This window comes from Brachybacterium hainanense (assembly GCF_042434575.1).
In the GTDB taxonomy this organism is placed as follows: domain Bacteria; phylum Actinomycetota; class Actinomycetes; order Actinomycetales; family Dermabacteraceae; genus Brachybacterium; species Brachybacterium hainanense.
Map to the genome: position 1 here is coordinate 46,428 of NZ_JBHLSV010000022.1, position 23,497 is coordinate 69,924.

Annotated in this window: 25 protein-coding genes; 6 read left to right on the forward strand and 19 right to left on the reverse strand. The window is 73.7% G+C overall.

Features of this window, described 5'->3' with window-relative positions; all coding sequences use genetic code 11:
- Positions 1-4: 4 nt before the first annotated feature.
- Positions 5-778 (reverse strand): ABC transporter permease, encoded by a 774-nt coding sequence (locus tag ACFFF6_RS15395; protein WP_376982309.1) that lies wholly within the window; start codon positions 776-778, stop codon positions 5-7.
- A complete protein-coding gene (locus ACFFF6_RS15400; RefSeq protein ID WP_376982311.1) occupies positions 775-1,683 on the reverse strand; it encodes an ABC transporter ATP-binding protein in 909 nt (302 codons plus the stop codon). The genes ACFFF6_RS15395 and ACFFF6_RS15400 overlap by 4 nt, the downstream gene beginning before the upstream one ends.
- Positions 1,684-1,777: 94 nt before the next feature.
- On the opposite strand from ACFFF6_RS15400, the gene ACFFF6_RS15405 reads away from it, so the two are divergent.
- The 4 genes from ACFFF6_RS15405 to ACFFF6_RS15420 all read left to right on the forward strand — a co-directional run bounded on the left by ACFFF6_RS15405 (position 1,778) and on the right by ACFFF6_RS15420 (position 5,022).
- Positions 1,778-2,317 carry a pyridoxine/pyridoxamine 5'-phosphate oxidase gene (locus ACFFF6_RS15405; RefSeq protein WP_376982313.1) on the forward strand — a complete coding sequence of 180 codons (540 nt, stop codon included), beginning with the start codon at positions 1,778-1,780 and terminating at the stop codon, positions 2,315-2,317.
- Positions 2,318-2,326: 9 nt separating this feature from the next.
- Positions 2,327-3,787 (forward strand): amidohydrolase, encoded by a 1,461-nt coding sequence (locus tag ACFFF6_RS15410; RefSeq protein WP_376982315.1) that lies wholly within the window; start codon positions 2,327-2,329, stop codon positions 3,785-3,787.
- An 86-nt stretch (positions 3,788-3,873) separates the two neighbouring features.
- A complete protein-coding gene (locus ACFFF6_RS15415; RefSeq protein ID WP_376982317.1) occupies positions 3,874-4,461 on the forward strand; it encodes a hypothetical protein in 588 nt (195 codons plus the stop codon).
- A gap of 9 nt (positions 4,462-4,470) precedes the next feature.
- The gene (locus tag ACFFF6_RS15420) at positions 4,471-5,022 is read left to right on the forward strand and encodes a TetR family transcriptional regulator C-terminal domain-containing protein (protein WP_376982319.1); all 552 of its coding nucleotides are present in this window, start codon (positions 4,471-4,473) and stop codon (positions 5,020-5,022) included.
- An 18-nt stretch (positions 5,023-5,040) separates the two neighbouring features.
- Here ACFFF6_RS15420 and ACFFF6_RS15425 read toward each other — a convergent pair whose 3' ends face one another.
- A complete protein-coding gene (locus ACFFF6_RS15425) occupies positions 5,041-5,610 on the reverse strand; it encodes a GNAT family N-acetyltransferase (RefSeq protein WP_376982321.1) in 570 nt (189 codons plus the stop codon).
- A 146-nt stretch (positions 5,611-5,756) separates the two neighbouring features.
- On the opposite strand from ACFFF6_RS15425, the gene ACFFF6_RS15430 reads away from it, so the two are divergent.
- The gene (locus ACFFF6_RS15430; RefSeq protein WP_376982323.1) at positions 5,757-6,638 is read left to right on the forward strand and encodes a serine protein kinase RIO; all 882 of its coding nucleotides are present in this window, start codon (positions 5,757-5,759) and stop codon (positions 6,636-6,638) included.
- A complete protein-coding gene (locus ACFFF6_RS15435) occupies positions 6,635-7,480 on the forward strand; it encodes a nucleotidyltransferase domain-containing protein (RefSeq protein ID WP_376982325.1) in 846 nt (281 codons plus the stop codon). The genes ACFFF6_RS15430 and ACFFF6_RS15435 overlap by 4 nt, the downstream gene beginning before the upstream one ends.
- On the opposite strand, the gene ACFFF6_RS15440 is transcribed toward ACFFF6_RS15435, so the two are convergent.
- The 16 genes from ACFFF6_RS15440 to ACFFF6_RS15515 all read right to left on the reverse strand — a co-directional run bounded on the left by ACFFF6_RS15440 (position 7,458) and on the right by ACFFF6_RS15515 (position 23,285).
- Positions 7,458-8,201, reverse strand: coding sequence for a methyltransferase domain-containing protein (locus tag ACFFF6_RS15440; RefSeq protein WP_376982327.1), 744 nt, complete (start codon positions 8,199-8,201; stop codon positions 7,458-7,460). The two genes, ACFFF6_RS15435 and ACFFF6_RS15440, sit on opposite strands and share 23 nt — an antisense overlap.
- Positions 8,194-8,934, reverse strand: a complete 741-nt coding sequence (locus ACFFF6_RS15445) for a VOC family protein (protein ID WP_376982329.1) — start codon at positions 8,932-8,934, stop codon at positions 8,194-8,196. Before ACFFF6_RS15445 ends, ACFFF6_RS15440 begins: the two co-directional genes overlap by 8 nt.
- Before the next feature lie 10 nt (positions 8,935-8,944).
- Positions 8,945-9,760: an HAD family hydrolase gene (locus ACFFF6_RS15450; RefSeq protein ID WP_376982331.1), complete on the reverse strand. Its 816-nt coding sequence runs from the start codon at positions 9,758-9,760 to the stop codon at positions 8,945-8,947.
- A 20-nt stretch (positions 9,761-9,780) separates the two neighbouring features.
- Entirely contained in the window at positions 9,781-10,239 is a 459-nt protein-coding gene (locus ACFFF6_RS15455) for a DnaJ family domain-containing protein (RefSeq protein ID WP_376982333.1), read from the reverse strand.
- Positions 10,236-10,712 carry an SRPBCC family protein gene (locus ACFFF6_RS15460; RefSeq protein WP_376982335.1) on the reverse strand — a complete coding sequence of 159 codons (477 nt, stop codon included), beginning with the start codon at positions 10,710-10,712 and terminating at the stop codon, positions 10,236-10,238. Before ACFFF6_RS15460 ends, ACFFF6_RS15455 begins: the two co-directional genes overlap by 4 nt.
- A 41-nt stretch (positions 10,713-10,753) precedes the next feature.
- Positions 10,754-11,941: a YncE family protein gene (locus ACFFF6_RS15465; RefSeq protein ID WP_376982337.1), complete on the reverse strand. Its 1,188-nt coding sequence runs from the start codon at positions 11,939-11,941 to the stop codon at positions 10,754-10,756.
- A gap of 152 nt (positions 11,942-12,093) precedes the next feature.
- Complete coding sequence (locus ACFFF6_RS15470; protein ID WP_376982339.1) at positions 12,094-12,744, reverse strand: VOC family protein; 651 nt, start codon at positions 12,742-12,744, stop codon at positions 12,094-12,096.
- A complete protein-coding gene (locus ACFFF6_RS15475; protein WP_376982341.1) occupies positions 12,741-13,334 on the reverse strand; it encodes an alkylhydroperoxidase domain protein in 594 nt (197 codons plus the stop codon). The genes ACFFF6_RS15470 and ACFFF6_RS15475 overlap by 4 nt, the downstream gene beginning before the upstream one ends.
- Positions 13,331-13,840 carry a CMD domain-containing protein gene (locus ACFFF6_RS15480; RefSeq protein WP_376982343.1) on the reverse strand — a complete coding sequence of 170 codons (510 nt, stop codon included), beginning with the start codon at positions 13,838-13,840 and terminating at the stop codon, positions 13,331-13,333. Before ACFFF6_RS15480 ends, ACFFF6_RS15475 begins: the two co-directional genes overlap by 4 nt.
- Positions 13,837-14,925, reverse strand: coding sequence for a putative FMN-dependent luciferase-like monooxygenase (locus ACFFF6_RS15485; RefSeq protein WP_376982345.1), 1,089 nt, complete (start codon positions 14,923-14,925; stop codon positions 13,837-13,839). Before ACFFF6_RS15485 ends, ACFFF6_RS15480 begins: the two co-directional genes overlap by 4 nt.
- Positions 14,922-16,586, reverse strand: a complete 1,665-nt coding sequence (locus ACFFF6_RS15490; RefSeq protein ID WP_376982347.1) for a dipeptide ABC transporter ATP-binding protein — start codon at positions 16,584-16,586, stop codon at positions 14,922-14,924. Before ACFFF6_RS15490 ends, ACFFF6_RS15485 begins: the two co-directional genes overlap by 4 nt.
- Positions 16,583-17,479 carry an ABC transporter permease gene (locus ACFFF6_RS15495; RefSeq protein WP_376982349.1) on the reverse strand — a complete coding sequence of 299 codons (897 nt, stop codon included), beginning with the start codon at positions 17,477-17,479 and terminating at the stop codon, positions 16,583-16,585. The genes ACFFF6_RS15490 and ACFFF6_RS15495 overlap by 4 nt, the downstream gene beginning before the upstream one ends.
- A complete protein-coding gene (locus ACFFF6_RS15500; protein WP_376982351.1) occupies positions 17,476-18,504 on the reverse strand; it encodes an ABC transporter permease in 1,029 nt (342 codons plus the stop codon). Before ACFFF6_RS15500 ends, ACFFF6_RS15495 begins: the two co-directional genes overlap by 4 nt.
- A 1-nt stretch (position 18,505) precedes the next feature.
- On the reverse strand, positions 18,506-20,176 hold the full coding sequence (locus tag ACFFF6_RS15505) for a TIGR04028 family ABC transporter substrate-binding protein (RefSeq protein WP_376982353.1): 1,671 nt from the start codon (positions 20,174-20,176) through the stop codon (positions 18,506-18,508).
- Between the two features lie 156 nt (positions 20,177-20,332).
- The gene (locus ACFFF6_RS15510; RefSeq protein WP_376982355.1) at positions 20,333-21,373 is read right to left on the reverse strand and encodes a GNAT family N-acetyltransferase; all 1,041 of its coding nucleotides are present in this window, start codon (positions 21,371-21,373) and stop codon (positions 20,333-20,335) included.
- Between the two features lie 88 nt (positions 21,374-21,461).
- Entirely contained in the window at positions 21,462-23,285 is a 1,824-nt protein-coding gene (locus ACFFF6_RS15515) for an HNH endonuclease signature motif containing protein (protein WP_376982357.1), read from the reverse strand.
- Positions 23,286-23,497 lie beyond the last annotated feature (212 nt).

Below are 23,497 nucleotides of genomic sequence, written 5' to 3' on the forward strand. Positions count from 1 at the left end.
TCGCTCATCGGCCGGCGCCGCCCTGGGACCTCCGCATCCCCAGCAGCACGATGCCGCCGAGCACGAGGACCCAGAGGCCGACCACGAGCACGCCCGTGACGGGGAAGCCGGTCCCGCCGAGAGCCCAGATCCCGGCCTGGCTGAGCCAGTGGGTCGGCAGGCCGTGGCCGATGGTCTGCATCCAGGACGGGAACATCGACAGCGGCATCCACAGGCCGCCCGCGATCGCGAGCAGCATCATCGCGACGACGCTGCCCGCGCTCGCGGCGCTGCCGCGCAGGAACATCCCGAGCACGAGGCCGATGAGGATCGCGGGCAGCAGCCCCAGCCACAGCACGGCGATGCCCGCGACCATGCGTCCCGGCGCGAGGTCGACGCCGGTGAGCGCCCCCACCAGGAACACGGCGATCAGCGCCGGCAGCACGATCGCGCTCGCGGAGGCGAGGGAGCCGGCGAGGAAGCCGCGCGGGGTGATGCCGGCGACCATGAGCTGGCGCAGGAAGCCGGTGCGCAGGTCGTCCTGGATGCGGGCGCCGGCGTTCATGGCGGCGCCGAGCCCACCGTAGGCGGCCATGTTCACCATGATCCCGGCGCGGGCGGCGCCGCCTCCTTCGTCGCCGAACATCATCGCGAACAGCAGGTACATGCCGACCGGCAGCGCGATCGTGAACACGACGAAGGGCACCTGGTGCAGGGTGATGCGCACCGAGTGGAGGGCGTAGGCGGCGGCGCGGGCGAGATCCGAGGGGGCGGCGGGCGTCAGGTCGGCGGTGGTCATGCGTGGGCTCCTTCGGTGAGGCGGAGGAAGGCGTCCTCCAGGCTGGGCGGGCTGACCTCGATGCCGTGGGCGCCCGGGTGGGCGAGCAGGAGGGCACGCAGGGTGGCATCGGAGTCGGTGCAGCGGGCGAGCACGCCGTCGCCGTCGACGACGGCCTCCGTGACCCCCGGGAGCAGGGCGACCTCGGCGGCGTCCGGGCCGACCACGCGCAGGCGCCGGCCCGCGACGGAGCGGGTGATCTCGGCGCCCGGGCCGTCGGCGATGATGCTCCCCGCGTCCAGGACGACGACGCGCTCGGCCTCCGACTCGGCCTCCTGCAGGTAGTGGGTGGCGAGCACGATCGTGCGGCCGCTCGCGGAGACGTGCCGGATCCGCTGCCAGAACGACAGGCGGGTCTCGACGTCCATGCCGACCGTCGGCTCGTCCAGGAGGATCACGTCCGGGTCTCCGAGCAGGGCGATGGCGAAGCGGACCCGCTGCTTCTGGCCGCCGGAGAGCTTGCCGATGCGACGGGACATGAGGTCGGTGATGTCGGCGCGCTCGGCGACCTCGTCGAGCGGGAGGGGGCGGGCGTGCAGGGAGCGCAGCAGACGCAGCATCGACCGCACCGTCTCCTCGTCCATGAGCACGCCGTTCTGGAGCATCGCGCCGATGGCGCCGTGCCGGCTCGCATCCTGCGGGCTGCGGCCGCCGATGCGGACGGCGCCCGCATCGGGCCGGACGATGCCGAGCATCATCTCCATGAGCGTGGACTTCCCGGCTCCGTTGCGTCCCAGCAGGGCCAGGACCTGGCCAGCGGGGATGTCGAGGTCGACGCGGTCCACGGCGGTGAGGGAGCCGAAGCGCTTGGTGACGCCGGTGATCTGCACGGCGGGCGCCTGATCCGGGGGCTGGTTGGTGATCATGGCCCCAGCCTTCCGGACCGGGACGCGGGGCGGATCGGCCCGCTGTCACGACCGGCCCGTGACAGCCGTCATGGCCATGGGGCAGGCTCGGGGCATGAGCATCCGTGATCTGCTGCGCTCCCTGCCCGCCCTGACCGGGACCGCCCCGGGCCCGCTGCCGACCTCCCCTCCGGTCCGCGCCGAGGACCTGTTCCGCGCATGGCTCGAGGAAGCGATCGCGGCCGGGGTTCCGGAGCCGCACGCCATGACCGTCGCGACCCTCGGCGAGGACGGGGTCCCCGATGCGCGCGTGCTGATCCTCAAGGACGTCGACGCCCGCGGCTGGGCCTTCGCGAGCACGGCCTCGAGCACGAAGGGCCGCCAGCTCGCCGCGGCGCCGACGGCGGCGCTGACGTTCTGGTGGCCGGCGCTGCTGCGCTCGGTGCGGGTGCGCGGGCCGGTCCGCGAGGCCGATGCCGGGGAGACGGCGGCGGATCTCGCCGCCCGCAGCCCCGCCGCGCGCGAGGGCGTCGCCCCCGGGGACTGGCGGCTGTGGCGGGTCGTCCCGGACACCGTCGAGTTCTGGCAGGGCCGCGAGGATCGCCGTCATGAGCGGCTGGTCTACGACCGGGACGGGGCCCGGCTGCTCGGATAGGGTGCTGCGGTGCTGATCCGCTCCCTGCGTCTGTCCTCCCGCCTCTGCGATCTGCGCGTCGAGGACGGGATCATCGCCGAGCTCGCCCCAGATCTCCGGCCGCGTCCCGGCGAGGAGGTGCACGATGCGGCGGGTGCGGTCGCGATCCCCGGGCTGTGGGATCAGCACGTGCACGTCGGCCAGAGCGCGCAGGGCCATGCACGGCTGGACACCTCCGGGGCGGCCTCCGCCGCGGACTGCGTCCGGCTGGCCGCCGCCGCGCTGCGGACGCGGCAGGACGGCACGCTGGTCGGCTTCGGGCATCGGCTGGTCGACTTCCCGGACCCGCCGACGGTCGCCGCGCTCGACGCCGTCAGCGCCGCGGTCCCGATCGTCCTGATCGGCGGCGACGCCCACCACGCCTGGATGAACACCCCGGCCCTCGCGGGGCTGGGACTGCCGCCGCGGCGCGGCATCGTCGCCGAGGACGAGTGGTTCGACGCCATCGCGCATCTCGACGACCTGCCGGGGGTGTCGGCGGGGCTGGAGGCGGGCGTCGACCACCTCCAGCGCGAGGCGCTGTCCCGCGGGGTCGTGGGCCTGGTCGACATGGAATGGGGCGACAACCATGCACGCTGGGCGCGTCGGCAGGCACGGGTGCGGGTGCGCACGGCGACGTACGCCTCCGGCCTCACCCGGGTCCCGGGCCCATCGGGCTCACCTGTCGGCTCCTCCGGCCTGGTCGAGGTGGGGCCGCTCAAGGTGATCCTCGACGGATCGCTGGGCTCGCGGACCGCCTACTGCCGCCATCCCTATGACGTCCAGGGCAGCTCGGCACAGGGCCGGGGCGTGCTCAACGTGGACGAGGCCGCTCTCGAGGAGCTCCTGCGGGGCGCGCAGCAGCGGGGGCTCGACGCGGCCGTGCATGCGATCGGCGATGCGGCCGCGCAGCTGGCGCTCGAGGTGCTCGCCCGCGTCGGCATCCGCCGCTCCCGTCTCGAGCACGCGCAGATGCTCGCCGATCCGGACGTGGCGGCGATGGCGCGCCTCGGCACGATCGCCTCCGTGCAACCCGCCCATCTGCTCGATGACCGCGATGCGACCGCGGAGCTGTGGCCCGGTCAGGACGGGCATGCGTTCCGCTTCCGCGACCTGCTGCGGGCGGGCGTCCCGCTGGCCTTCGGCTCCGATGCGCCGGTCGCGCCGATCGATCCGTGGCTCGCCATGGCCGCCGCCGTGCACCGCAGCGCCGATACGCGGCCGGCCTGGCACGCCGAGCAGCAGCTCACGCCGCGGGAGGCGCTCGCCGCCTCGACCGACGGCGTCGCCGAGCTCGCCGTGGGCGGTCGTGGTGACGTGGTGCTGCTGGAGGAGGATCCCTTCGCCGATCCGGCCCCCGGGGATGCGCCGGCTCGTGAGGCGGCCGAGCACCTGCGCTCCGTGCGCCCGCTGGCCACGATCGTCGCCGGCCGGCTCGCCTTCTCCCGCTGAGGGTTCCCCGCGCAGCGCGGGCCCTTCCCCCTCCGGGCATACACCTGTATGGTCTAGTGCATACATTCGTATGACAGGAGGTCGTGATGGTCCGGATCATGTCGCTGGTGGGCCTGCTCGCCCCGCTGCTCGGCGCCGCCCTGCTGCTCCGCTTCCGCCGCCGCGCCCGGGGGGCGGCCGCCCTGGGGCTCTGCGCCTGCGCGGTCGCGCTGATCGGCTCCGGCCTCGGCCTCCTCGGCGAACGCACGGCGTTCCTGGGCGGAGACCTCGAAGGCGTCGCCCATCACCTCGAGAGCTGGAGCCTCGCCCGGCTGGGGGCGACGGGTCTCGCCCTCGTGCTCCTCCTCGTCGCGGCGATCAGCGGGGAGCACGCGACGCGCAGCTGGCTCGCCCCGGCCGCGACCGGCCTGGTGCTGAGCCTCGCGGGGGCAGGAACCCTGCTGGTCACGGTCGATCTCGGGCCCGAGCACCCCGGACTCGCGGTGCTGGTCGGGCTCGCCGTCGAGACGCTGCGCTTCGCCCTGCTCGGGCTCGGGACGGTGCTGCTGTGCCTGGCGGCGGTCGCCTCCCGTCCCGCCGTGGAGGACCGCGCCGGGGACGAGCCCCTCGCTCTCGCGGGCCGCACGGCAGCACGTGCCTGGCGCATGTACCGGGAGCTCGGCCCCCGCCGCTAGGCTCGGAGGATGTCCCGGGACGCGATCCAGCACAGCATCGTCGAGATCGTCGCCGCCTCCGGCGTGGGCGGGCTGAGCGTGCGCGCCGTCGCCGCTCGAGCAGGCGTCGCGATCGGCACCGTCCAGCACCACTTCCCGACCCGTTCGGCGATGATCGCCGCCGCCATGACGATCGTCGAGGAGACCGCGGAGGCCATCGAGGCGGGCAGCGGACGATCCGATCCCGTCGAGCGCCTGACCGGGCTCACGGACCTGCTCATCCCCTCCTCCGTCGAATCGACCGCCGGCCGGGTCTGGCTCGCCTTCGCCGCTCAGGCCGCCGTCGACGAGGCCGTCGCGGCGCAGTACCGGCGCACGTGGAGCCGGCTGCAGCGCTCCCTCGCCGAGCTGCTCGCCCGGGCCAGGCCCGAGCTCGCCTGGTCTCGCGCCGATGCGGCGGCGACAGAGCTGCTCGCCCTCCTGGACGGGCTCTCCGTCGCCGTGCTCGTGGAACCCGGGCGCATCTCCGTCGGGACCGCCCGGGAGATCGCGCAGCGACGTCTCGCCGAGCTGCTCACCTGAGGAGGACGACGGGAGGGTTCACGGGACGTCCGGGCGGCTGGGCCAGGGACGGCCGCCGAACCAGAAGCGGCGGTGCCCGCTCCGGGAGTCCTCGCAGCTCCCGCCTGCCGCGTCGATGACCGCTCGCGAGCCGACGTTCTCCTCGAGACAGGTCACGAGGACGGGGTCGATGCCGCGAGCGCCCGCGTCCTCGAGCAGGAGGCGCAGGGCCGCGGTCGCGACGTCCCGGCGGCGCGCCGCGGGCCGGACGCTGTAGCCGATGTGCCCGCCCTGGTCGAGCAGGAAGGTGTTCAGCCGGTGACGGAGGGCGGCGAAGCCCAGCAGCGGACCGCCGCCCTCCCAGTCCTCGCCGACGATCCAGGTGTAGCTGCAGTGGACGCGGCCGGGGGCCGGGGGCCGCGTCTCATCGGCCTCGGCCGCACGGGCCGCGAGGTACTGTGCGAAGTCCTCCGGCGCGGGATCGAGGGCCTCCCCTGCCGCATACCCGGATCCGTCCATGCCCGTGCCAGCGAAATCGCGCACCGCATCCCGCCACGCATCGAAGCGGTCAGGATCGGGGAGGACGAGGCGGATGCAGAGCTCTGACATGCGCAGATCCTATCGGTCGGATATTCGCTGGCCCTGCGCGGCGGCGCCCGCATATCCTCGCCCAGACCGTTCCCGGATGAAGGAGGACCCCATGGCTGTCTTCGCGCTGACCCCTGCCGTCCTTCCTCACCCCTGGAGCACCACCCATGACATCGTCCTTCGACTGGGACACCTTCTACGCCCTCTCGCTCGCCGCTGACTCCGTCGCCGAGCTCGATCAGGACCAGCGCTGGTCCACCTGGCCGGAGACGGCCCACACCCTCGACCGCGGACCGCAGCCCTTCCCCGACTGGGTCGTCCAGCACGAGGGCGCGATCGACACCGAGCTCGGCATGCTCAAGACCGGCAAGGAGGCGGACGCCTTCCTCATCGAGCGCTCCCTGCCGGCGGAGGACCTCACCGGAGCGCCCGGGGAGTCCGTGCTCATGGTCGCCAAGCGCTACCGCAGCAGCGAGCACTCCTCCTTCCATCGCTCCCACGCCTATACCGAGGGGCGGCGCGGCCGGGACTCGCGGGAGGCCCGCGCGATCGCGAAGAACACGGCCTTCGGCAAACAGGTCGCAGCCGATCGCTGGGCCCGGGCCGAGTTCGACATCCTCTCCCGGCTGTGGCGGGCGGGGCTGCCAGTCCCGTACCCCGTGCAGATCGCGGGCACCGAGCTGCTGATGGAGTTCATCGGCACCGAGGACGGCGCGGCCTCCCCGCGGCTGCAGGAGACGAAACCCGATCCGCAGACCGCCACGAACTGGGCGGAGGACCTGCGCTCCTTCGTGATCGACCTCGCCGCCCTCGGCCTCGCCCACGGCGACCTCTCCCCCTACAACATCCTCATCGACACCCGCGACGGGCAGTTCGACCCCGTCGTCATCGACGTGCCGCAGGTCGTGGACCTCGTGGCGAACACGAACGGGACGGCCTTCCTGCGCCGGGACTGCGAGAACGTGTGCGCCTGGCTGCGTGCCCGCGGCGCGGATCCCGCCCTCGCCGACCCCGAGGAATGGTTCCGGAGCGCCCAGGAGGCCGCATGATCCCCGACCGCCGTCTGCACGAGATCGCCCGCCGCGTGGCGCAGGTGCCGGGGGTGCGCGCCGTCGTCCTCGGCGGCAGCCGTGCCCGGGGCACCCATCACGCCGGATCCGACGTCGACCTGGGGCTCTACTACGAGACGTCGACCCTGGATCTCGCGGCGCTGACCGCCGCGGCCCGGGAGATCGGCGGCCCGGACGTCGCCGTCGCGGGACCGGGCGGCTGGGGCCCCTGGGTCGACGGCGGAGCCTGGCTGCAGGTCGAGGGCACGGCGGTCGATCTGATCCTGCGCGATGCGCAGCGGGTCGCCCAGCAGCGGGACCGGGCGATCCGCGGGGAGTTCGTGGCCCATGCGCAGACGGGGCATCCGCTGGGCTTCCTCGACGTCGCCTATGCCGGGGAGGTCGCGACCTGCCGATCTCTCGTCGATCCGGAGCAGCTGATGCCGCGGCTGCGGGCGGGCCTCGACCCGTATCCGCCGGCGCTGCAGGAGGCGCTGATCGAGAACCTGTGGACTGCGGAGTTCCTCGCCGCCGGCGCCGCGAAGGGCGTGGCCAAGGGCGACGTGGCCTGGATCCAGATGATGTGCGCGAGCGCGCTGATGTGGTGCGCGCACGCCTGGCATGCGGCGGCCGGCAGCTGGGTCACGAACGAGAAGGGGCTGATCCCCTCGGTCGCCGCGCTGGCGCTGCGGACCACCGGCATCGGCCCTGCAGAGTTCGCGCGCAGGGCCGACGCCGCGCTGCGCGACCTGGGCTCTGCGGATCCCGCGAGGCCGATCGCCGCGGTGCAGGAGCTCGCGGCCAGGACGCGCCAGGTGCTCAGTGCGGCCGGTGCGCCCTGACCAGGTGCCGGGTCGAGGCATCGACGAAGGGCTCGCCCACGCGCAGCCGCGCGTCGAGCTCGCGCAGCCGCGGCAGATGCTCGCCGGCCGTGAACCCGGGCACCCACCAGGGGCACTTGCGCAGGATCCAGACGATCGCGCCCACGTCGTGGTACTCGATGCGGCAGGTGGCGGTGCGGATCTCGTCGACCACCAGGCCCGCGGCCTCGGCGCGTGCCGCCTCCGCCTGCGGGTCCCGGCCCTTCCGCGCCTCGGGCTGCGGACCGAGGAACCATTCGATGAGCTCGAAGCAGGACGCGGGACCGACGTGCTGGGCGAGGTAGGCGCCGCCCGGACGCAGGAGCCGGTGGATCTCCGGGAAGTCCGGCACGACCGGATGGCGGGAGGTGACGAGCGCGAAGGAGGCGTCCGGCAGCTCCGCGGTCCCGGGCACGATGCGCACGCCCCGCGGGCCCAGCAGCTCCCGGGCCCGCTGCGCGTTCGGCTCCCAGGCCTCGGTCGCGACCATGTGCGGCGGCAGCACCGGAGCCTCGGAGAGGACCTCGCCGCCGCCGGTGTCGAGATCGAGGGCGGAGTCGACCTGCGCGAGGTGCTCAGCGAGCAGGTGCGCGTAGCCCCAGGGCGGGCGCTCCTCCGTGGCGCGGCCGTCGAGGTAGCCGAAGCCCCAGCCGGTGACGTCGGCGGCCTCGGCCTCCTCGATCAGGTCCTCGAGATCACGCATGCTCGTCTCCGTCGCTGGTGGGGACCGGCAGGACGCAGAACTCGTTGCCGGCGGGGTCGGTGAAGATGCGCCAGGGCAGCTGACCCCAGTCGTGGGCGGGCTCGGCGCCGCCGCGTGCGAGGACCTCGCGGGCGACCTGATCCATGTCGTCCCCCGGGTCCAGGCGGATGTCCAGGTGGATACGGTTCTTCCGGGAGGCCTCGGGGCGCGGCTGCGGCCACAGCTCGAGCACCGGCCCGGCGAGGCTCGGATGCCGCAGAGCCGCCGGGGCCGATGCCGCGACCGGCACCCAGCCGCTGAGCGGGCCCCAGAAGTCGGCGGCCGCGGCCGGGTCCGCGACATACAGAGGCAGGCTCGCGACGGGGCCGGCGCCCTCCTGCTCGGGACGGGGCTCGAGCACGCAGAACGGGTTGTCCTCCGGGTCCGCCAACACGATCCACGGCGCGTCCCCCTGCCCGTGGTCGAGGTCCCGTGCACCCAGCGCGCGCAGGCGGTCCGCGGCGGCGTCCTGATCCTCGCCGGGATGCAGGTCCAGGTGGAGGCGGTGGGCCCCGGCCGCGGCATCGGGCACGCGCGGGAAGCACAGATCCAGGAACCCGGCCTCGCCCAGGTGCAGACGGGTCTCGAACCCCTCCGCGACATCGGTCAGCTGCTCGGTGCCGAGGGCCTCCTGCCAGAAGCGTCCCAGACGCCCCGGATCCACGGCGTCGATGACGATGTTCTCGAGGTGCATGGGGCCGAGCCTAGGGGCGGGCGCCCGCGGCCGCCAGCAGATTCTCGAGCGCGATCGCGACGCCGTCCTCGTCGTGGCGGCCGCAGACCCGATCGGCGACCGCGAGCACGTCCTCATGCGCGTTCGCGACCGCCCAGCCGGTCCCGGCCCAGGTCAGCATCGGGATGTCGTTGGGCATGTCCCCGAACGCCCAGACCTCGGAGGCGCTGATCCCGAGCTGCGCGCACCAGGCCTCGAGCGCCCGGGCCTTCGTCACCCCGACCGGGCCGATCTCTGCGAGGGAGCCCATGCAGGACTGGGACAGCAGCGCCCTGGCGCCGATGATCTCGCGCACCCGGCCGAGAAACTCCTCGCCGGGGACCTCCGCGGTGCGTGCCAGCAGCTTGCCTGCGGGGGCGTCGATGCCGTCCAGCGGCGCGATCCGCTCCTGCCCGATCTCCGGGATGCCGTCGGGCGTGCCCGCCGGATAGGCGTCCTCGCGATGGAAGCCGTCGGCGAGCTCCGCGGAGAAGGACACGCCCGGGATGGTGCGCAGGTCCGCGATCAGCTCCTGCACGAGCGCCGGCTCGAGCCCGTGCGTCTCGACGACGCGCCGCTGCGCCACGTCGTACAGGAACGCCCCGTTCCCGCAGATGACCATCCCGTGGTCCCCGGTGTAGGGGGCCAGATGGTCGACCCAGCGGGGCGGGCGGGCGGTGACGATGACGGTGCGGATATCCGCCTCGGCCAGGCTCCGCCAGACCTGCGACGTGCGCACGGACACGAGGCCGTCGCGGCCCAGCAGAGTGCCGTCCAGGTCGGTGGCGATCAGACGGGGTCGGGGCATGCAGGCGAGTCTACGGCGGTTCAGCCTGACCAGGGCCACCATCGGCGGCGGCGGACCGGCTCCGGGGCAGCGGCGGGCTCGGGCTCCTGATGCACGGCCTCCCAGGCGGCGACGCGCTCCTCCACCTCGACGGTGGGAGCGAGCATGCGGGCCAGCGGGTTCGCGGCCCGGTCGGCGAGGACCCGCTCGTTGAAGTCCTCGAGGTAGTCCCGGACCTGCTGCGCGGTCCCGAGCGCTTCGAGGGTCTCCTCCAGCTGGTCGTGCTCGCGGCGGAGCAGGACGACGACCGGCAGGAGCGCGTCGCGGTCCACGTCGTCCCCCTCGAGCCGCTCCTTGATCCACCAGTCGGGGTCGTGGGTGGAGGGGAGCCTGAGCGGCTCCCCGCTGCCGGGGAGGTCATCGAAGTCGCCGCGGGCGATCGCCGCCTCGATCGCTCCCTCGATGCGCTGCTCCTCCGGGGTCATCGGCGGGCCGGTCATGACGCCTCCGCGAGCGCCTTCAGCCGGTCGATCGAGGCCAGGAGGTTCGTCTCCGTGGTCCGCAGCGCCCGGCGGATCCGCGCCTCGTCGCGCAGCGCCGTCCAGTCGTAGGTGTGGGTGACGCGGGTGCGCCCCTCCCCCAGCTCCTCGAGCTCCCAGCGCCAGATGTGCCCGAGCGGCACGTCATCGGGAGCGGGGGTCCACGCGATCCGGCGTCCCTCCTCGAACTCGAGGACGTGGTTCGGGCGCAGCGTCCCCTTGGTGAGGGTCACGGCGAAGCGGTCGCCGACGGCGTGCACGCGCTGGCCCGGCTCGGCGGAGGCGAGGTTGTCGTTGCCGTCCCAGCGGGGCTGCTGGGCGGGGTCGGCGATCAGCTCGAAGATCACGGCGGCGGGTGCGGCGATCTCCCGGGAGGCGGAGACGACGCGAGGGATGGACGGATCGACGGCGGCCGGGTCTGTGCTCTGGGTCATACCTCCATCCTGCCACTGCCGGGGGACGCGCGGCAGGGCCGTCAGCGCGGGTCCGCCTCCGGGACCGCTGGCAGGGTGTCCTCGAAGACGTCGATCGAGCCGGAGTAGTTCGCGACCCAGACGCGGCCCTCGCGGGGCTCATAGGCGACGCCGATGGGATGGTGACCCACGTCCTCGCGCTGGATCTCCTCGAAGGCGGCGACGTCGACCTTGGAGACCGTGTCCTCGTGGTAGTTCACGATGTACAGCGCCGTCCCGTCCGAGGAGATCGCCATCGACCGCGGCTCGCGGCCCGTGGGCATCTCCCGCAGCACCTGTCCGCTCGCGGTGTCCAGCTCGAGCAGGCGGTCGGACCCGGACTCGGTGAGGTACATGCGCGCACCGTCGGGCGAGAGGACCAGGTGGCGGGGCTTGCGTCCGGTCTCCAGGACCAGCTCGCCGGTGCCGTCCACGAGGTCCACGCGGTACAGCTCGTCGGCGTACATCGCCGCGACGTACGCGGTGCGGTTGTCGGGGAGGATCACGCTGCCGCGCGGGGCGGCGTCCACGGGGATCTGCCGCAGCTCCGTCCCGGAGGCCAGATCGAGCACGGACACGGTGCTGTCGCACCAGTTCGAGACCAGGCCCAGGCTCCCGTCCGGGGACAGGGAGATGAACTTCGGGACCCGGCCCACCTCGATGACCTGGTCCCAGGCGAGGGTCTGCGCGTCCATCCGGTACACCGCGCTGCGGCCGATCCCGTCCCCGTTGCGGCAGTCGTCGGTGGCGGGCTCCCCGCTCCCCGGGCCGCGGAGACGGTACTGGGAGACGTAGGCGTAGCGGCTGTCGGGGCTCCAGGCGGCCTCGACGGGGGCGCCCTCGGTCGGCCCGGCCCGGCCGTCGACGCCGTGCTCGGACAGGTCCACCGTGTCCGGGACGGTCGCCGCCAGCTCGAGGGTGGTCGCGTCGTACACGGTCGAGCTGTGGCTGTACATCATGTTGTTCGCGATGACCAGGCCGTCCGGGCTCGCGACCACGGACTTGGGGCTGATCTCCCCGGTGATGCGCATGCGCTCGCCCATCCGCGTCGTGTGCGAGGGCGCGCGGGCGGGCTGCTCGCGGATCGAGGCGAGGACGTCCGTCTCCGCGGCCCGCTCCTCGTGCAGCAGCACGACTCCCGAGAGCAGCAGGGCGATCACCCCGCCGATCGCCAGCAGGGCCGGTCCCCGGTTCCGGCCGGGGGCGTGCACGCGCCGTCGCGGAGGTCGCCGTCCGCCGCCTGCCCCGGTGCCCATCGCGCCCCCTCGCCCGTGTCCGATGTGCCCGGAATGTACGGCGGCATCGGCCTGCGGGCAAGGACTGCGGCGGATCCGGCGTGTCGTCCGGGGCGCGGCGGCCCGGCTCAGAGCTCGAGCTCGGAGCCCTCCGCGGCGCGCAGACGCAGGAGGTAGCGGGCCTCGGTGCCCTCACGGATCTCCGCGACCCCGTCGCCGAGGCCCAGGGCGTCGGTGAGCAGGTGCAGAGCCTCCGGATCGGGCTCCGCACGGGTGAAGGAGAGCAGCTCGATCACGGGGAGGTCGCCGAGGCCGGGGTGCGCGGTCGCGCCCCAGTCGATGAGGAAGGGGACCTCCGGGCGCCGCGGCTCCGGCGCCCGGGAGAGCCGCCACCGCAGCAGCTCGCCCGAGGGGGCGCGGCGGGAGAGGTCCTGCACGTCGCCGGGGTCGTAGCCCTCGGCGCGGGCGCGGGCGAGGACCGCATCGAGGTCCGCGGGATGGACCGCGTAGGTCACGAGCGTCGGCTCCGTGAGGCGCGGGATGCCGAAGGCCTGTGGGAGGGCGGGATCCGGCCGGTCCGGATCCGGGCCGATGAGCTCGATGTACTGCGGCCCGCGTCTCCCGCCGATGCTGAGGGCGACGAGGGCGTTCGCGGTGCCCGTGGGATGGACCCCGCCGGGAGCGGCCCGCACGCCGGTGCGCTCCTCGAACCAGCGGATGACCTCGGCGAGGTCGGGCCCGGCGATGACGATGTGGTCGAGCAGGGCGGGGATGCTCATGACCGGTCCTTCCTCCGGGCGGGGACCTCGGGCTCGCCGAGGGAGAGCATGAGACGGTTCGCCCAGTGGAAGAAGGCGGCTCCGTGGAGGACGTCGACGATCTCCGCATCGCTCAGCCCGGCGTCCCGGAGCGCGTCGATCCGGGAGGCGTCGAAGTCCAGCGGGGTGCGGGCGAGGGCCTCGGCGGCCTCGGCGATCGCGGTCCAGGCGGGGGATCCGAGGTCCGCACCGACGCCTTCGTCCAGCAGGCGCTGCACATCCTCGTACCGCCCGGATTCCCGGGTCGCCGCGGCCGAGTGCACGGAGGCGCAGTAGATGCAGCCGGTGGTGCGGCTGGTCGCGGTCGCCGCGAGCTCCCGTTCGGCCCGGCCCACCCCTCCGTCGGTGTTGAAGAAGATGTCCTGGTCGGTGAGGGTGCGGGCCCGCAGCGCCTGCGGGTCCCGGACGAGGAGGCGGAAGTACGGGGAGGCGCGGCGGAACTCGTCCAGGAGGGCCTCGTCCTGCTCCGCGGTGAGCTCCTCGCGCGGGACCGGCTCGATCCACGGGACCCAGCCGAGGCCGTCCTGGGTGAAGGTCGTGGGACGGGTCATCGGGGCTCCTCCGTCGCAGGTGCGGGATGGGCGGCGAGCACGCGCAGCCCGTGGGCCACGCGCAGCTGGAAGGTCAGGAAGGCCACGAGCTGGGAGAGGGTGACGATCCCGTCCGCGTCCCAGCCGGCCTCCTCGAGGGCCCGCAGATGCTCGGGCCCGGCCTCGCGGGGGCGCAGCACGAGCAGCTCGGCATGGGCGAGCGCCGTATCCAGGCGCGCCTCGCCGATCGGCTCCCCGGCCTCGAGGAGGCCGGCGAGGGCCTCGTCCTCGTCGCGCAGGTTCTCGAGGTAGAGATCCGCGGCAGGACCGGGACCGTGCAGGCGCGCGACGAGGGCGGCGACGGCGTAGCGCTCGCGCGGGCTCACGCCGCGCGGATCCACGGGCTCGAGCAGCGCCTCGTAGCTGCGCTGCGCCTGCTCGCGGGCCTGGGGCCGCAGGGAGCGCAGACGGGCGATCTCGCCGCCCGGCCCCTCCCCGGCGAGGTGGTCGATGATGTCGACGCTCATGCGAGAGCTCCGTTCCCCGGCGTCTGGGCGACCGGATCGGTGGCGGTGAGATGTGCTGTGCGCAGCCCCTGGACGGCGGAGGGCCCGGTCGCGAAGCCGACGCGCGGGGCGACCTCGGTCGCAAGCAGCTCGAGGCTGCGCAGGGTCAGATCGTGCGGCGCCGCGATCGAGTGGACCTGGAAGGACACGTCGGTGACGGCGGGGAGGGAGGCATCGGCCGCGAGGGATGCCGCGACCTCCTCGACGGTGCCGACGTGCGTGTCGGTCCAGGCGATCAGCTGGGACAGGGTCGCCGAGGCCGCGCCGCCCGCCCCGAGGAAGGTCGCGGCGAGCTCCCGCAGTCCCGGCTCGGCCAGCTCGAGGGCACGGGCGCGGTTCTCGGGATCGACGACCAGCGCGGTGCGCGAGGCGAGGATGCGCGGCGCGGTCCCCTCCGGGAGCGCCGCCCGGTACGCCTCGATGATCGGCAGCTGCAGCTCGTGCAGGGGCTGGTCGGGCGAACCCTCCGGCCGCGGCTGAGTACGGGAGAGCAGGAGGCCGTCGCCATCGGCGCCCGCGCGGCGGCCTCCGTCCGCGGAGAACGTCGCCTGCCAGATCCGCTGCCCCAGATCGCCGGCGGCAGGGTAGATGCGGGAGTCGGTGCCGCGCACCCCGCGACCGGCGAGCGCCTCGCGCAGGACCTCGAGGTGCTCCGCGAACAGCTCCCGGCGCGCCTGCGGGTCGCGGCCGAAGGCGGCGAAGGAGCCGGGGGTCCCGCCCGCGGCGACACCCAGCTGGACGCGTCCGCCGCTCAGCGCGTCGAGGACGGAGGCGTCCTCGGCGACGCGCAGCGGGTCGTCGATGGGGAGGGTCACCACGCCGGTCGCGAGCGCGATCCTCCGGGTGCGCTGGGCGGCGGCGGCCAGCAACACGAACGGCGAGGGCAGCCCGCCCTCATGCGCGCCGAAATGGTGCTGGGCGACCCACGCGGAGGCGAAGCCGAGCTCGTCGGCGCGGGCGATCTGCTCGAGCGCGAAGCGGTAGCGATCGGCGGCGGGGGCGTCCTCCAGCAGGCGGGTGAACAGGCCCAGGCGGGGGCGGGTCATGGCGTCGTGATCTCCTCGGGATGGTGGGTGCGGTGCTGCTCGGCGCGGCGGCCCGGGATGGCCGCGATCAGCGCGCGCGTGTAGGGGTGCTGCGGGTCCTCGAGAACGGCATCGACAGGGCCCTGCTCGACCTGCTGACCGCGGCGCAGGACGGAGACGGTGTCGGCGACCTGCCGCACGACCGCGAGGTCGTGGGAGATGAACAGGTACGTCAGGCCCAGTTCGTCCTGCAGCTCGGACAGCAGGCGGAGGATCTGCGCCTGCACCGTGACGTCGAGGGCGGAGACGGCCTCGTCCAGGACCACGACCTCGGGCCGCAGGATGAGCGCCCGCGCGATCGCGACCCGCTGACGCTGTCCGCCGGACAGCTCCCGGGGCCGCCGCGCGGCGACGTCCCGCGGCAGGGACACGAGGTCGAGGTGGTGCAGGGCCGCCTCGCGCCGCTCGGCCCGGCCTCCGCGGTGCAGGTTCCGCAGCGGCTCCTCGAGGATCGCCCCGATGCTCTGGCGCGGGTCCAGGGAGCCGAAGGGGTTCTGGTGGACCAGCTGGACCTGCGCGCGCAGCGCTCGCAGCTCCCGTCCCCCGCGCAGGGCCGTGACCTCGGTGCCGGCCAGGTGCACGCTGCCGGCGGTCGGGCTGCGGAAGCCGGCGACCGCGCGACCGGTCGTGGTCTTGCCGGAGCCGGATGCCCCCACGAGCGCATGGGTGCTCCCGCGGGCCACGTCGAAGGACACGTCGTCCACGGCGACGAGGCGCTCCGTGCGCCCCCGTCCCGCGAACTCCTGGCGCAGGCCGCGCACCTGGATGATCGGCGGCTCGCCGGCCGGCGGCCGGTGCGGGGCGCGCTCGACGACGCGGGCGAGCGAGGGGGCGTCGGCCAGCAGGGAGCGCGTGTACTCGGCGCGGGGCGCGGCGAGGACCGCGGCCGCCGCACCCTGCTCCTGCACCTGCCCGCCGCGCAGGACGACCAGATGATCGGCCCGGTCCGCGGCGACCGCCAGGTCATGGGTGATGAGCAGGACGCCCGCCCCGGTCTGCTCGCGCATCTCGTCGAGGAGGTCGAGGACCGTGGCCTGCACCGTCACGTCGAGGGCGCTCGTGGGCTCGTCCGCGATGAGCAGATCCGGCTCCAGGGCGAGGGCCGCCGCGATGAGGGCGCGCTGGCGCATGCCGCCGGACAGCTCGTGAGGGTGCTGACGGGCGCGCAGCTCCGGATCGTCGAAGCCGACCTGTGCGAGCAGCTCGAGGACGCGCTCGTCGATGCGGGCGCGGTCGCGCCAGCCGTGGATCCGCAGGGGGTCGGCGATGCTCGCGCCGATGGTCCGCACCGGGTCCAGGGAGCTGCCGGGGTCCTGCGGGATGAGGCCGATGCGCCGGCCGCGCAGCTCCCGCCAGGCGCGCTCGCGAAGCCCGACGAGCTCCTCGCGCCGCCCCTGCGCCCCTGCGAGGGAGATGCTCCCGGCGGTGACGCGCCCGTTGTCGGCGAGCAGGCCGATGACCGCCTGGGCGGCGGTGGACTTGCCGGACCCGGACTCTCCCACGAGCGCGGTCACGCCGCCGCGGGCGACCGCGAGGTCGACGCCGCGCACGGCGGGCACCTCGCCCCGGCGGGTGCGGTAGACGACCTCGAGCCCGCGGACCTCGAGCAGGGCGCCGCTCATGACCGCTCACCGGCCTCACGGGCCGAGAGCGCCTCGCTGAGACGGTGCGTGGACAGCACGACCGCGGCGACGACCGCGCCGGGAAGCACCGTCAGCCACCAGGCGGTGGCGAGGTAGTCGCGGCCCTCCGCGATCAGCAGCCCCCATTCGGGGGTGGGCGGCGGGGCGCCGTAGCCGAGGAACCCGAGCGTCGAGATCTGCAGGATCGCGGAGCCCAGCTGCAGGGCGGCGAGCGCGATCACGGGCGTCGCGGAGTTCGGGAGGATGTGGCGGAGAAGCACGGAGGCGAGGGTGCCGCCGGAGCCGAAGGCCGCCTCGACATAATCGCTGCGCCGCACCTCGAGGACCCGGGAGCGGGAGAGCCGGGCGAAGGTCGCGATCGAGGTGATGCCGACGGCGATCGCCGCGTTCGTCGTGCCGAAGCCCAGCAGGATCACGACCGACAGCGACAGCAGCAGGCCGGGGATCGCCAGCAGCACGTCGACCAGGCGCATGAGCGCCTCCTCCACGAGGCCGCCGACGGCGCCGGCGAGGACTCCGATCCCGGTGCCGACGACGAGGCCGACGGCGACGGCGACGAGCGCGGCGGTGATCGAGTGCGAAGCCCCGTGGACGACGCGCGCGAACACGTCGCGGCCCGTCGCGTCGGTGCCGAACCAGTGCGCGGCGCTGGGCGCCTGCAGCGACGTGCCGGTGCTCGCGGTCGGGCTGAGGCTCGTGAACAGGCCGGGGGCGAGGGCCCAGGCGAGGGAGAGCAGCAGCACGAGGACGGCGAGGACGACGGTGGGGCGCGGGAGCGGCAGCCGCCGGGGGCGTGTCGCGGCAGGCGCGGTCCGCTCCAGGGCTGGAGCGGTTCCGGGGACGGTGCGGGGCTCGAGGGTCTGGGCGCTCATGCCGGGGCTCCTTCATCGACGGGGTCCTGGAGGGCGGGTGCCGCGCTGCGGGTCCGGGGCCGGCCGCCGGGGCCGCGCAGGCGCGCGTCCAGCACCGGGTACAGCAGATCCACCACCAGGTTGACCAGGACGAACACGAGGGTCGAGATCACCACGACCGCGAGCAGCACGGGCGTGTCGCGGGCGGTCACGGCCTGGGCGGTGAGCTGGCCGATGCCGAGGCGGCCGAAGACGGCCTCGGTGACGACGGCACCGCCGACCAGCTCGCCGAACAGCAGCCCCGCCATGGTGAGCGTGGGCAGCAGGGCGTTGCGGGCGACGGTGCGCCCCAGCAGCCACGAGGCGGAGGCGCCGCGGGCTCGGGCGACGGTCACGAAGGGCTGGGCGGAGACCTCGTCGATGGAGCGGATCAGCACCTGGGCGAGAGGTGCCGCGATCGGGATCGCGAGGGTCGCGACCGGCAGGATCAGGGCCTGCATCGGGCTCGCGTTCAGCACGGGGACGACGCCCAGCTGGAAGGACATGACCTGGATCAGCACGATCCCGATCCAGAACACCGGCAGGGAGACCATGAGCGGCGGCAGACCGCGCAGGAGCCCCCGCAGCACGCGGGTCCCCGGCAGATCCTGCAGACCGGGATGGGTCGCGCCCACGGCGATGAGCACGGCCAGCAGCACGGCGGCGACGAGGCCGGAGCCGGCCAGGGCGAGGGTCGAGGGCAGCGCCTCGCCCAGCAGCGCGGTGACCGCGGCGCCGCTGCTGACGGAGTATCCGAGGTCCCCGCGCAGGAAGGATCCGGCGGTGTCGAGGAACTGCAGGATCTGCGGGCGGTCCGCGCCGTAGGCGGCGCGGATCTCCGCCAGCTGCTCCGGAGTCAGGCCCAGGTCCGGGTTGCCGTAGCGGGCCATCACCGCGTCCCCGGGAAGGGCGGCGAGCAGCACGTAGGCGGCGGTGAAGGCGAGGACCAGCACGAGCAGGGCGCCGCCGGTGCGGCGCAGCGCGAAGCGGGGATCGAGGGAGGCCATGTCAGCCCGCCAGCCAGGTGTCGTAGAAGGAGGGGCGGCCCACCGACTCGGTCGCGAAGCCCTGCACGGCGTCCGTGTAGCCGAAGACCTGCGGCTCCTCGAAGATCGGCAGGATGTACGCCTGCTCGGCGAGGTGCTTCTGGGCCGCGGCCGAGGCCTCCTGACGCCCTTCCTCCTCCGGTTCGGAGGCGATCCGTGCGAGCAGCTCGTCGAGGTCGGGATCGCCCACGCTGCCGTCGGACTCCCCGTTCAGGAGGGTGTTGCGGTTGCCGGAGTGGTACTGGGACTTCAGGACGTCGTAGTCGGCGCGGCCCACCATCGAGTGATATACCTGCAGCGTCCCCACCTCAGCCCGGGCCGCGTCCTGGGCGGCCTGGTCCCCCGGGTGCAGCTCCACGGCGATGCCGAGCTCTGCGAGCTGCTCCTGGATGAGGGTGACGACCTCGCGGGAGCGGGGCTGCGGGAGGGCCTCGTTGAACGTGAGGGTCAGGGGTGTCCCGTCCTTGCTGCGCTTCCCGTCGGCTCCGGCGACCCAGCCGGCCGCATCGAGCAGGCTCGCCGCCTGTGCGGGGTCGTGGACGTACTGCGCGGAGGTGTCGACGTAACCGAGCGCCGTCGTCGCGAGCGCTCCGGTGGCCAGAGGGTAGGAGTCGGTGAACAGGGTGTCCACGATCGCCTGGCGATCGATCGCGGCGATGAGGGCCTGGCGGGTGCGGATGTCCGCGAGGGCGGGGTCGCGGAAGCGGAAGCTGAGCCCGTTGTTGACGCCGCTCGTCGCCGCGGCGTGCAGGTGCAGGCCCTCCGCATCGAACAGCGGCTCGTCGGGTGCCTCGATCTGCCGGGCGATATGAGCCTGGCCGGAGGTGACGGTGCCGACGCGGACGGAGTCCTCGCCCGCGACGACGTAGTCGATGCCGTCGAGGTGCGCGCGCCCGGTGTGGCCGGCGGAGGCGGGCGCCCAGGCGTAGTCCTCGCGGGCGGTGAGGCTCAGCTGGGTGCCGATCTTCTCCTCGGCGATCACGAAGGGGCCCGAGCCGATGATGTCGGTCGCGTTGCCGGGACCGAACTGCTCTCCGCTGCGGTCCAGGGTCGCGTTCGCCAGGAGACCCGAGTTGATGGTGGAGACGGCCTGCGCGAAGCCGGGTGAGGGTGCGGTGAAGTGGAAGCGCACGGTGGAGGCGTCGACCACCTCGCCGCGGTCGTAGTTGTTGATGGCTTCGGAGACGGTCAGCGCCCGGCTCGGATCGCCCTTCGCGAAGAGATCGATGTTCCTGACGACGTTCTCCGCGTCGACGGGGGTGCCGTCGGAGTAGGTCGCATCGGTGCGCAGGGTGAAGGTGTAGACGGTGGCGTCGTCGTCGACCTCGGGCAGCGCCGTCGCGATCCACGGCTCGAGCGCGAGGGTCTCGGGATCCTGGTGGAGCAGGCGGTCAGTGATGTTGTGGACGATGCCGCCGTTGGGGTAGAAGCCGGCCGAGGGCGGGTACAGCGTCGACCAGGTCTGCGGCTCCAGGTAGGTGAGGGTGCCGCCCTGCTGCGGCTCCCCGCCTGCGGCGCCCGGATCTGCGTCCGAGCCCGCGGAGCCGCAGGCGGCGAGGGCCGTGAGCGCGGGGACGCTCGCGGCGAGGGCGAGCACGGACCGGCGGGATGCCTGCGGGGACAGCGGCGACATCGGGACTCCTCGGGCGAAGGACGGATCCCCGGACCGGCGGTCCGGGGATCCTCAGTGCACCAGATCCCATAAAGCAGGACTAATGACTGTTCACAGTCAGCCATATGACCAGGTGTTCCGAGCACGCCTGCGTGACGCAGGCCACGCGCCGCCGCCTCAGAGCTCGACAGGCCCCTGCAGCGCGAGCTCCCGGTGCGCGATCCGGTAGCCGAGCTTCTCGTTGATCGCGATCATCCAGGGGTTCACGTGCGAGTTCCACGTGACCAGGGCCCGCAGGTGCGGGGCCTCCTGGGCGAGGCGCCGATGCGTCGCGACCTTCAGCGCGAGGCCCAGCCGATGCCCGCGATGCTCTGGCATGACCAGCGTGTTCTCCTGCCAGCCGATCGTCGTGCCCGCGCCTGCGTGGAACTCCACGACGCTGTTGCCGGCGAAGCTGCCGTCCGGGGCCACCGCGACCGCGACGATGCTGCGCTTGCCCTGCTCGCGCAGGCGCCGCTCCGCGGTGCGGATCCGCTCCGGCGTGTACTGCGCCGGCTCGTAGTCGAAGTCCTCGTCGGGGTCGTCGAGGTCGAGCTGGTGGAGCAGGGCGCCGTAGGCCTCCAGGTGCTCCTCGGGGATCTCTCCGGAGAACTCGAGGATCGCGTACTCGCCCTGCTTCTCGCGCGCCTCGGCGGCGAGCGCCTCGAGCAGCCCGTCCGCCAGCGGGAGCGCGAGTGCCCGGCACACGGCCAGATTCTTCCGCTCCACGCCCAGGCGCCGGGCGAGCCGATGGGCCGGCAGGTTCTCGTCATCCGGATCGCCCTCGGCCGGGATGTCCGCCCAGCTCGCCGCAACGGGACGGCCGATCTCCCGCAGCGTCGGCACGATCGCCTCCTCGAGCAGCGCCGTCGCCACCCCGCGGCCCCGATGCGCGGGGTGCACGAGCACGCCCAGGAAGACCTGGTCGGTGTTCTCCTCCAGCGGGATCTGCACGCCGGCCCGACCCACGATGCTCTCCCCGCCCTCGAGGGTCTCGAGGACGGCCACGAAGTGCCGCAGCGACCAGTAGCGGGTGGGCTCGAGCTGCGCCCGGACCTCCGCGGGGGTCAGCCTCTCGGCCCCGCCGTAGAGCGCCTCGTCGTGGGCCTCCTCGAGGAGGGCCCACTGGGCGATGTCGGAGTCGGAGGAGGGGTCCAGAGGGCGGATGGTCAGGTTCATGGGAGCAGGACACCATGCCCCGACCAGCGGCGTCGAGATCTTTTCTCCCGGGGCCCGACCCTGCCCCTGCAGCGATCCGGAGGCGCGGTCAGAAGGGTGGCTCGCCGTAGGAGCCGAAGGGGTCCCCGGGGCTGCCGGCCGGGGTGCTGGACCGGGGGTGCGGGACGGATGTCACGGGTCCCGGGTCCGCGTCGAGCTGGAGGGCGTGGGCGATCTCCTGGTCGTGGCGTTCGGCCAGGCTCGGACCGGAGATGAAGGACCGTGTCGTCTCGGACAGGGACTGGGGGTTCTCGATCCCGTCCACGGTGCTGCCGCTTCGGGCACCGTCGTCTCCGGGCGCGCCGGATTCGACCTCCCCACCCCCGGCATCCCGATCTCCAGGGGCACCATTCCCGGGCCCGCAATTCCCGGTATCACGGCCCCGAGCATCACCGATCGCGCTCCCGGGATTCTCTCCCGGTCTCATACCGGTGCTTCCGGGAGAATCATCGCCACCGCGTCCCGGGGGATGATCGCCTCCGGAACACGGACCAGCCCGCCTCCCCGGGTCTTCCCCGCTATCTCGGGTTTCTCCGATCTTTAGGGCGCGGATATTCCCGGGCTGGAGACAGGAGCGGTCGCACAGGCCCCCGGGATGTTCGAGGTAATGAGAGCGCAGAGCCTTCACCGCGAGGGTGCCGACGAGGTCGACATCATCATGGATCGTCGCATATCCCAGGGGGTCGGCTTCGGTTCCGATCCGCCACCGCGTCGCCCCCGGCACCCGTGCCCCGCCGGGTGTGGCGCCGGGTTCGTGGAGACGGACCGGGTCCAGCAGTCCCGCGGTCTTCTGCTGGTGGTGATGACGACACAGCATGTGCAGGTTCTCCACCGCCGTGACCCCACCAGCGAGGTACTCCTCGATGTGATCACACTCCGCACCATCGCTCACAGGCCGGGCGCAGGACGGGACCGCGCAGCGTGGTCCCCGCAGCCGCAGATGCTCCACCATTGCGGCGGTGGGCCGGTAGGTGGTGGCGGGGAGGGGGAGGAATGCTCCGCTGCCCGGATCGGTCAGCACCCGGTACCAGGTCTCCTCGTCCCCGGCGAGGTGCCGGGCGAGATCCGCGGGCACGGGCACGGCCCCGTCCAGCATCCCGGGCACGTCCGTCTCGCCCAGCAACGTCAGGGCCGGGACCGTGACCGTGACCCGGAAGCGATCCCGCGGCACGACCACGCCGCCTACGTCCAGGGACGCCCGAGTCACCAGCAGATAGCGCAGCGTCGAGAGCCGCAGCGGCGCTCCCGCCGCCGCGACCGTGCCGTCGGGGTCGTCGGGGATCTCGGTGCCCTCCCGCAGTGCGGCGCGCTGAGCGTCGCGGATCGCGCGGGCGGTCACGTCCAGGCGCCGCGCCGTCTGCACGAGCTCCGGGGCGGGCCCCACGATCTGCAGGCACGCCAGCCCCCGGGTCAGCGGGACCAGGGACACCGAGCGTTCCACCGGGGCCTCGTCCTGCTCGTCGGGACGCTCGTGGTCCTCGAGCCAGCGCACCAGCGCCGCCAGGTGGGTCCGGAACGAGTCCGGGGACATGCCCGCCAGATCCCAGTCCGGGATGATCTGATCGAGGACGTGCCGGGAGGCGTGGGCCAGGCGCCGGGACCTCTTCAGGATCTGGGTCATCCACGCCTCGGGCAGGATGCCGTCCCTCAGCGCCTCCAGGAGGACGGGCAAGTCCGAGACGGCGTTGTGGGCATCACGGACCGCGTACTCGGCCTGGGTGATGCTGACCCGCAGCGCGGTCGCGGCCGCGAGAGCCTCCACATCCGTCTCCGGGCCCGGGACCTCGTCCTCATCGTCGACACGCAGCAGGGCAAGAGCCTCCAACAGCTCCGCCGCCGCCGGCCCCCGGGCCGCGACCAGGTCCCGCACCACTCCCAGCACCTGAGACCGGGTCTCGTCCCCGACCAGGCCCGCAACCCGCGGCGCGGCCTCCCTCGTCGACCGGCCCCGCATCACGCCCCGCCGCAACCGCCCCGGCACCCGAGCCAGCAGCCTCCCTGCCCCGGCATCACCCGGCCCGCCTGGTATTCCGGAACCACCCGGTGCCCCGGAATCGCTGGGCCCGGCGGGCATAGCGGGATTCT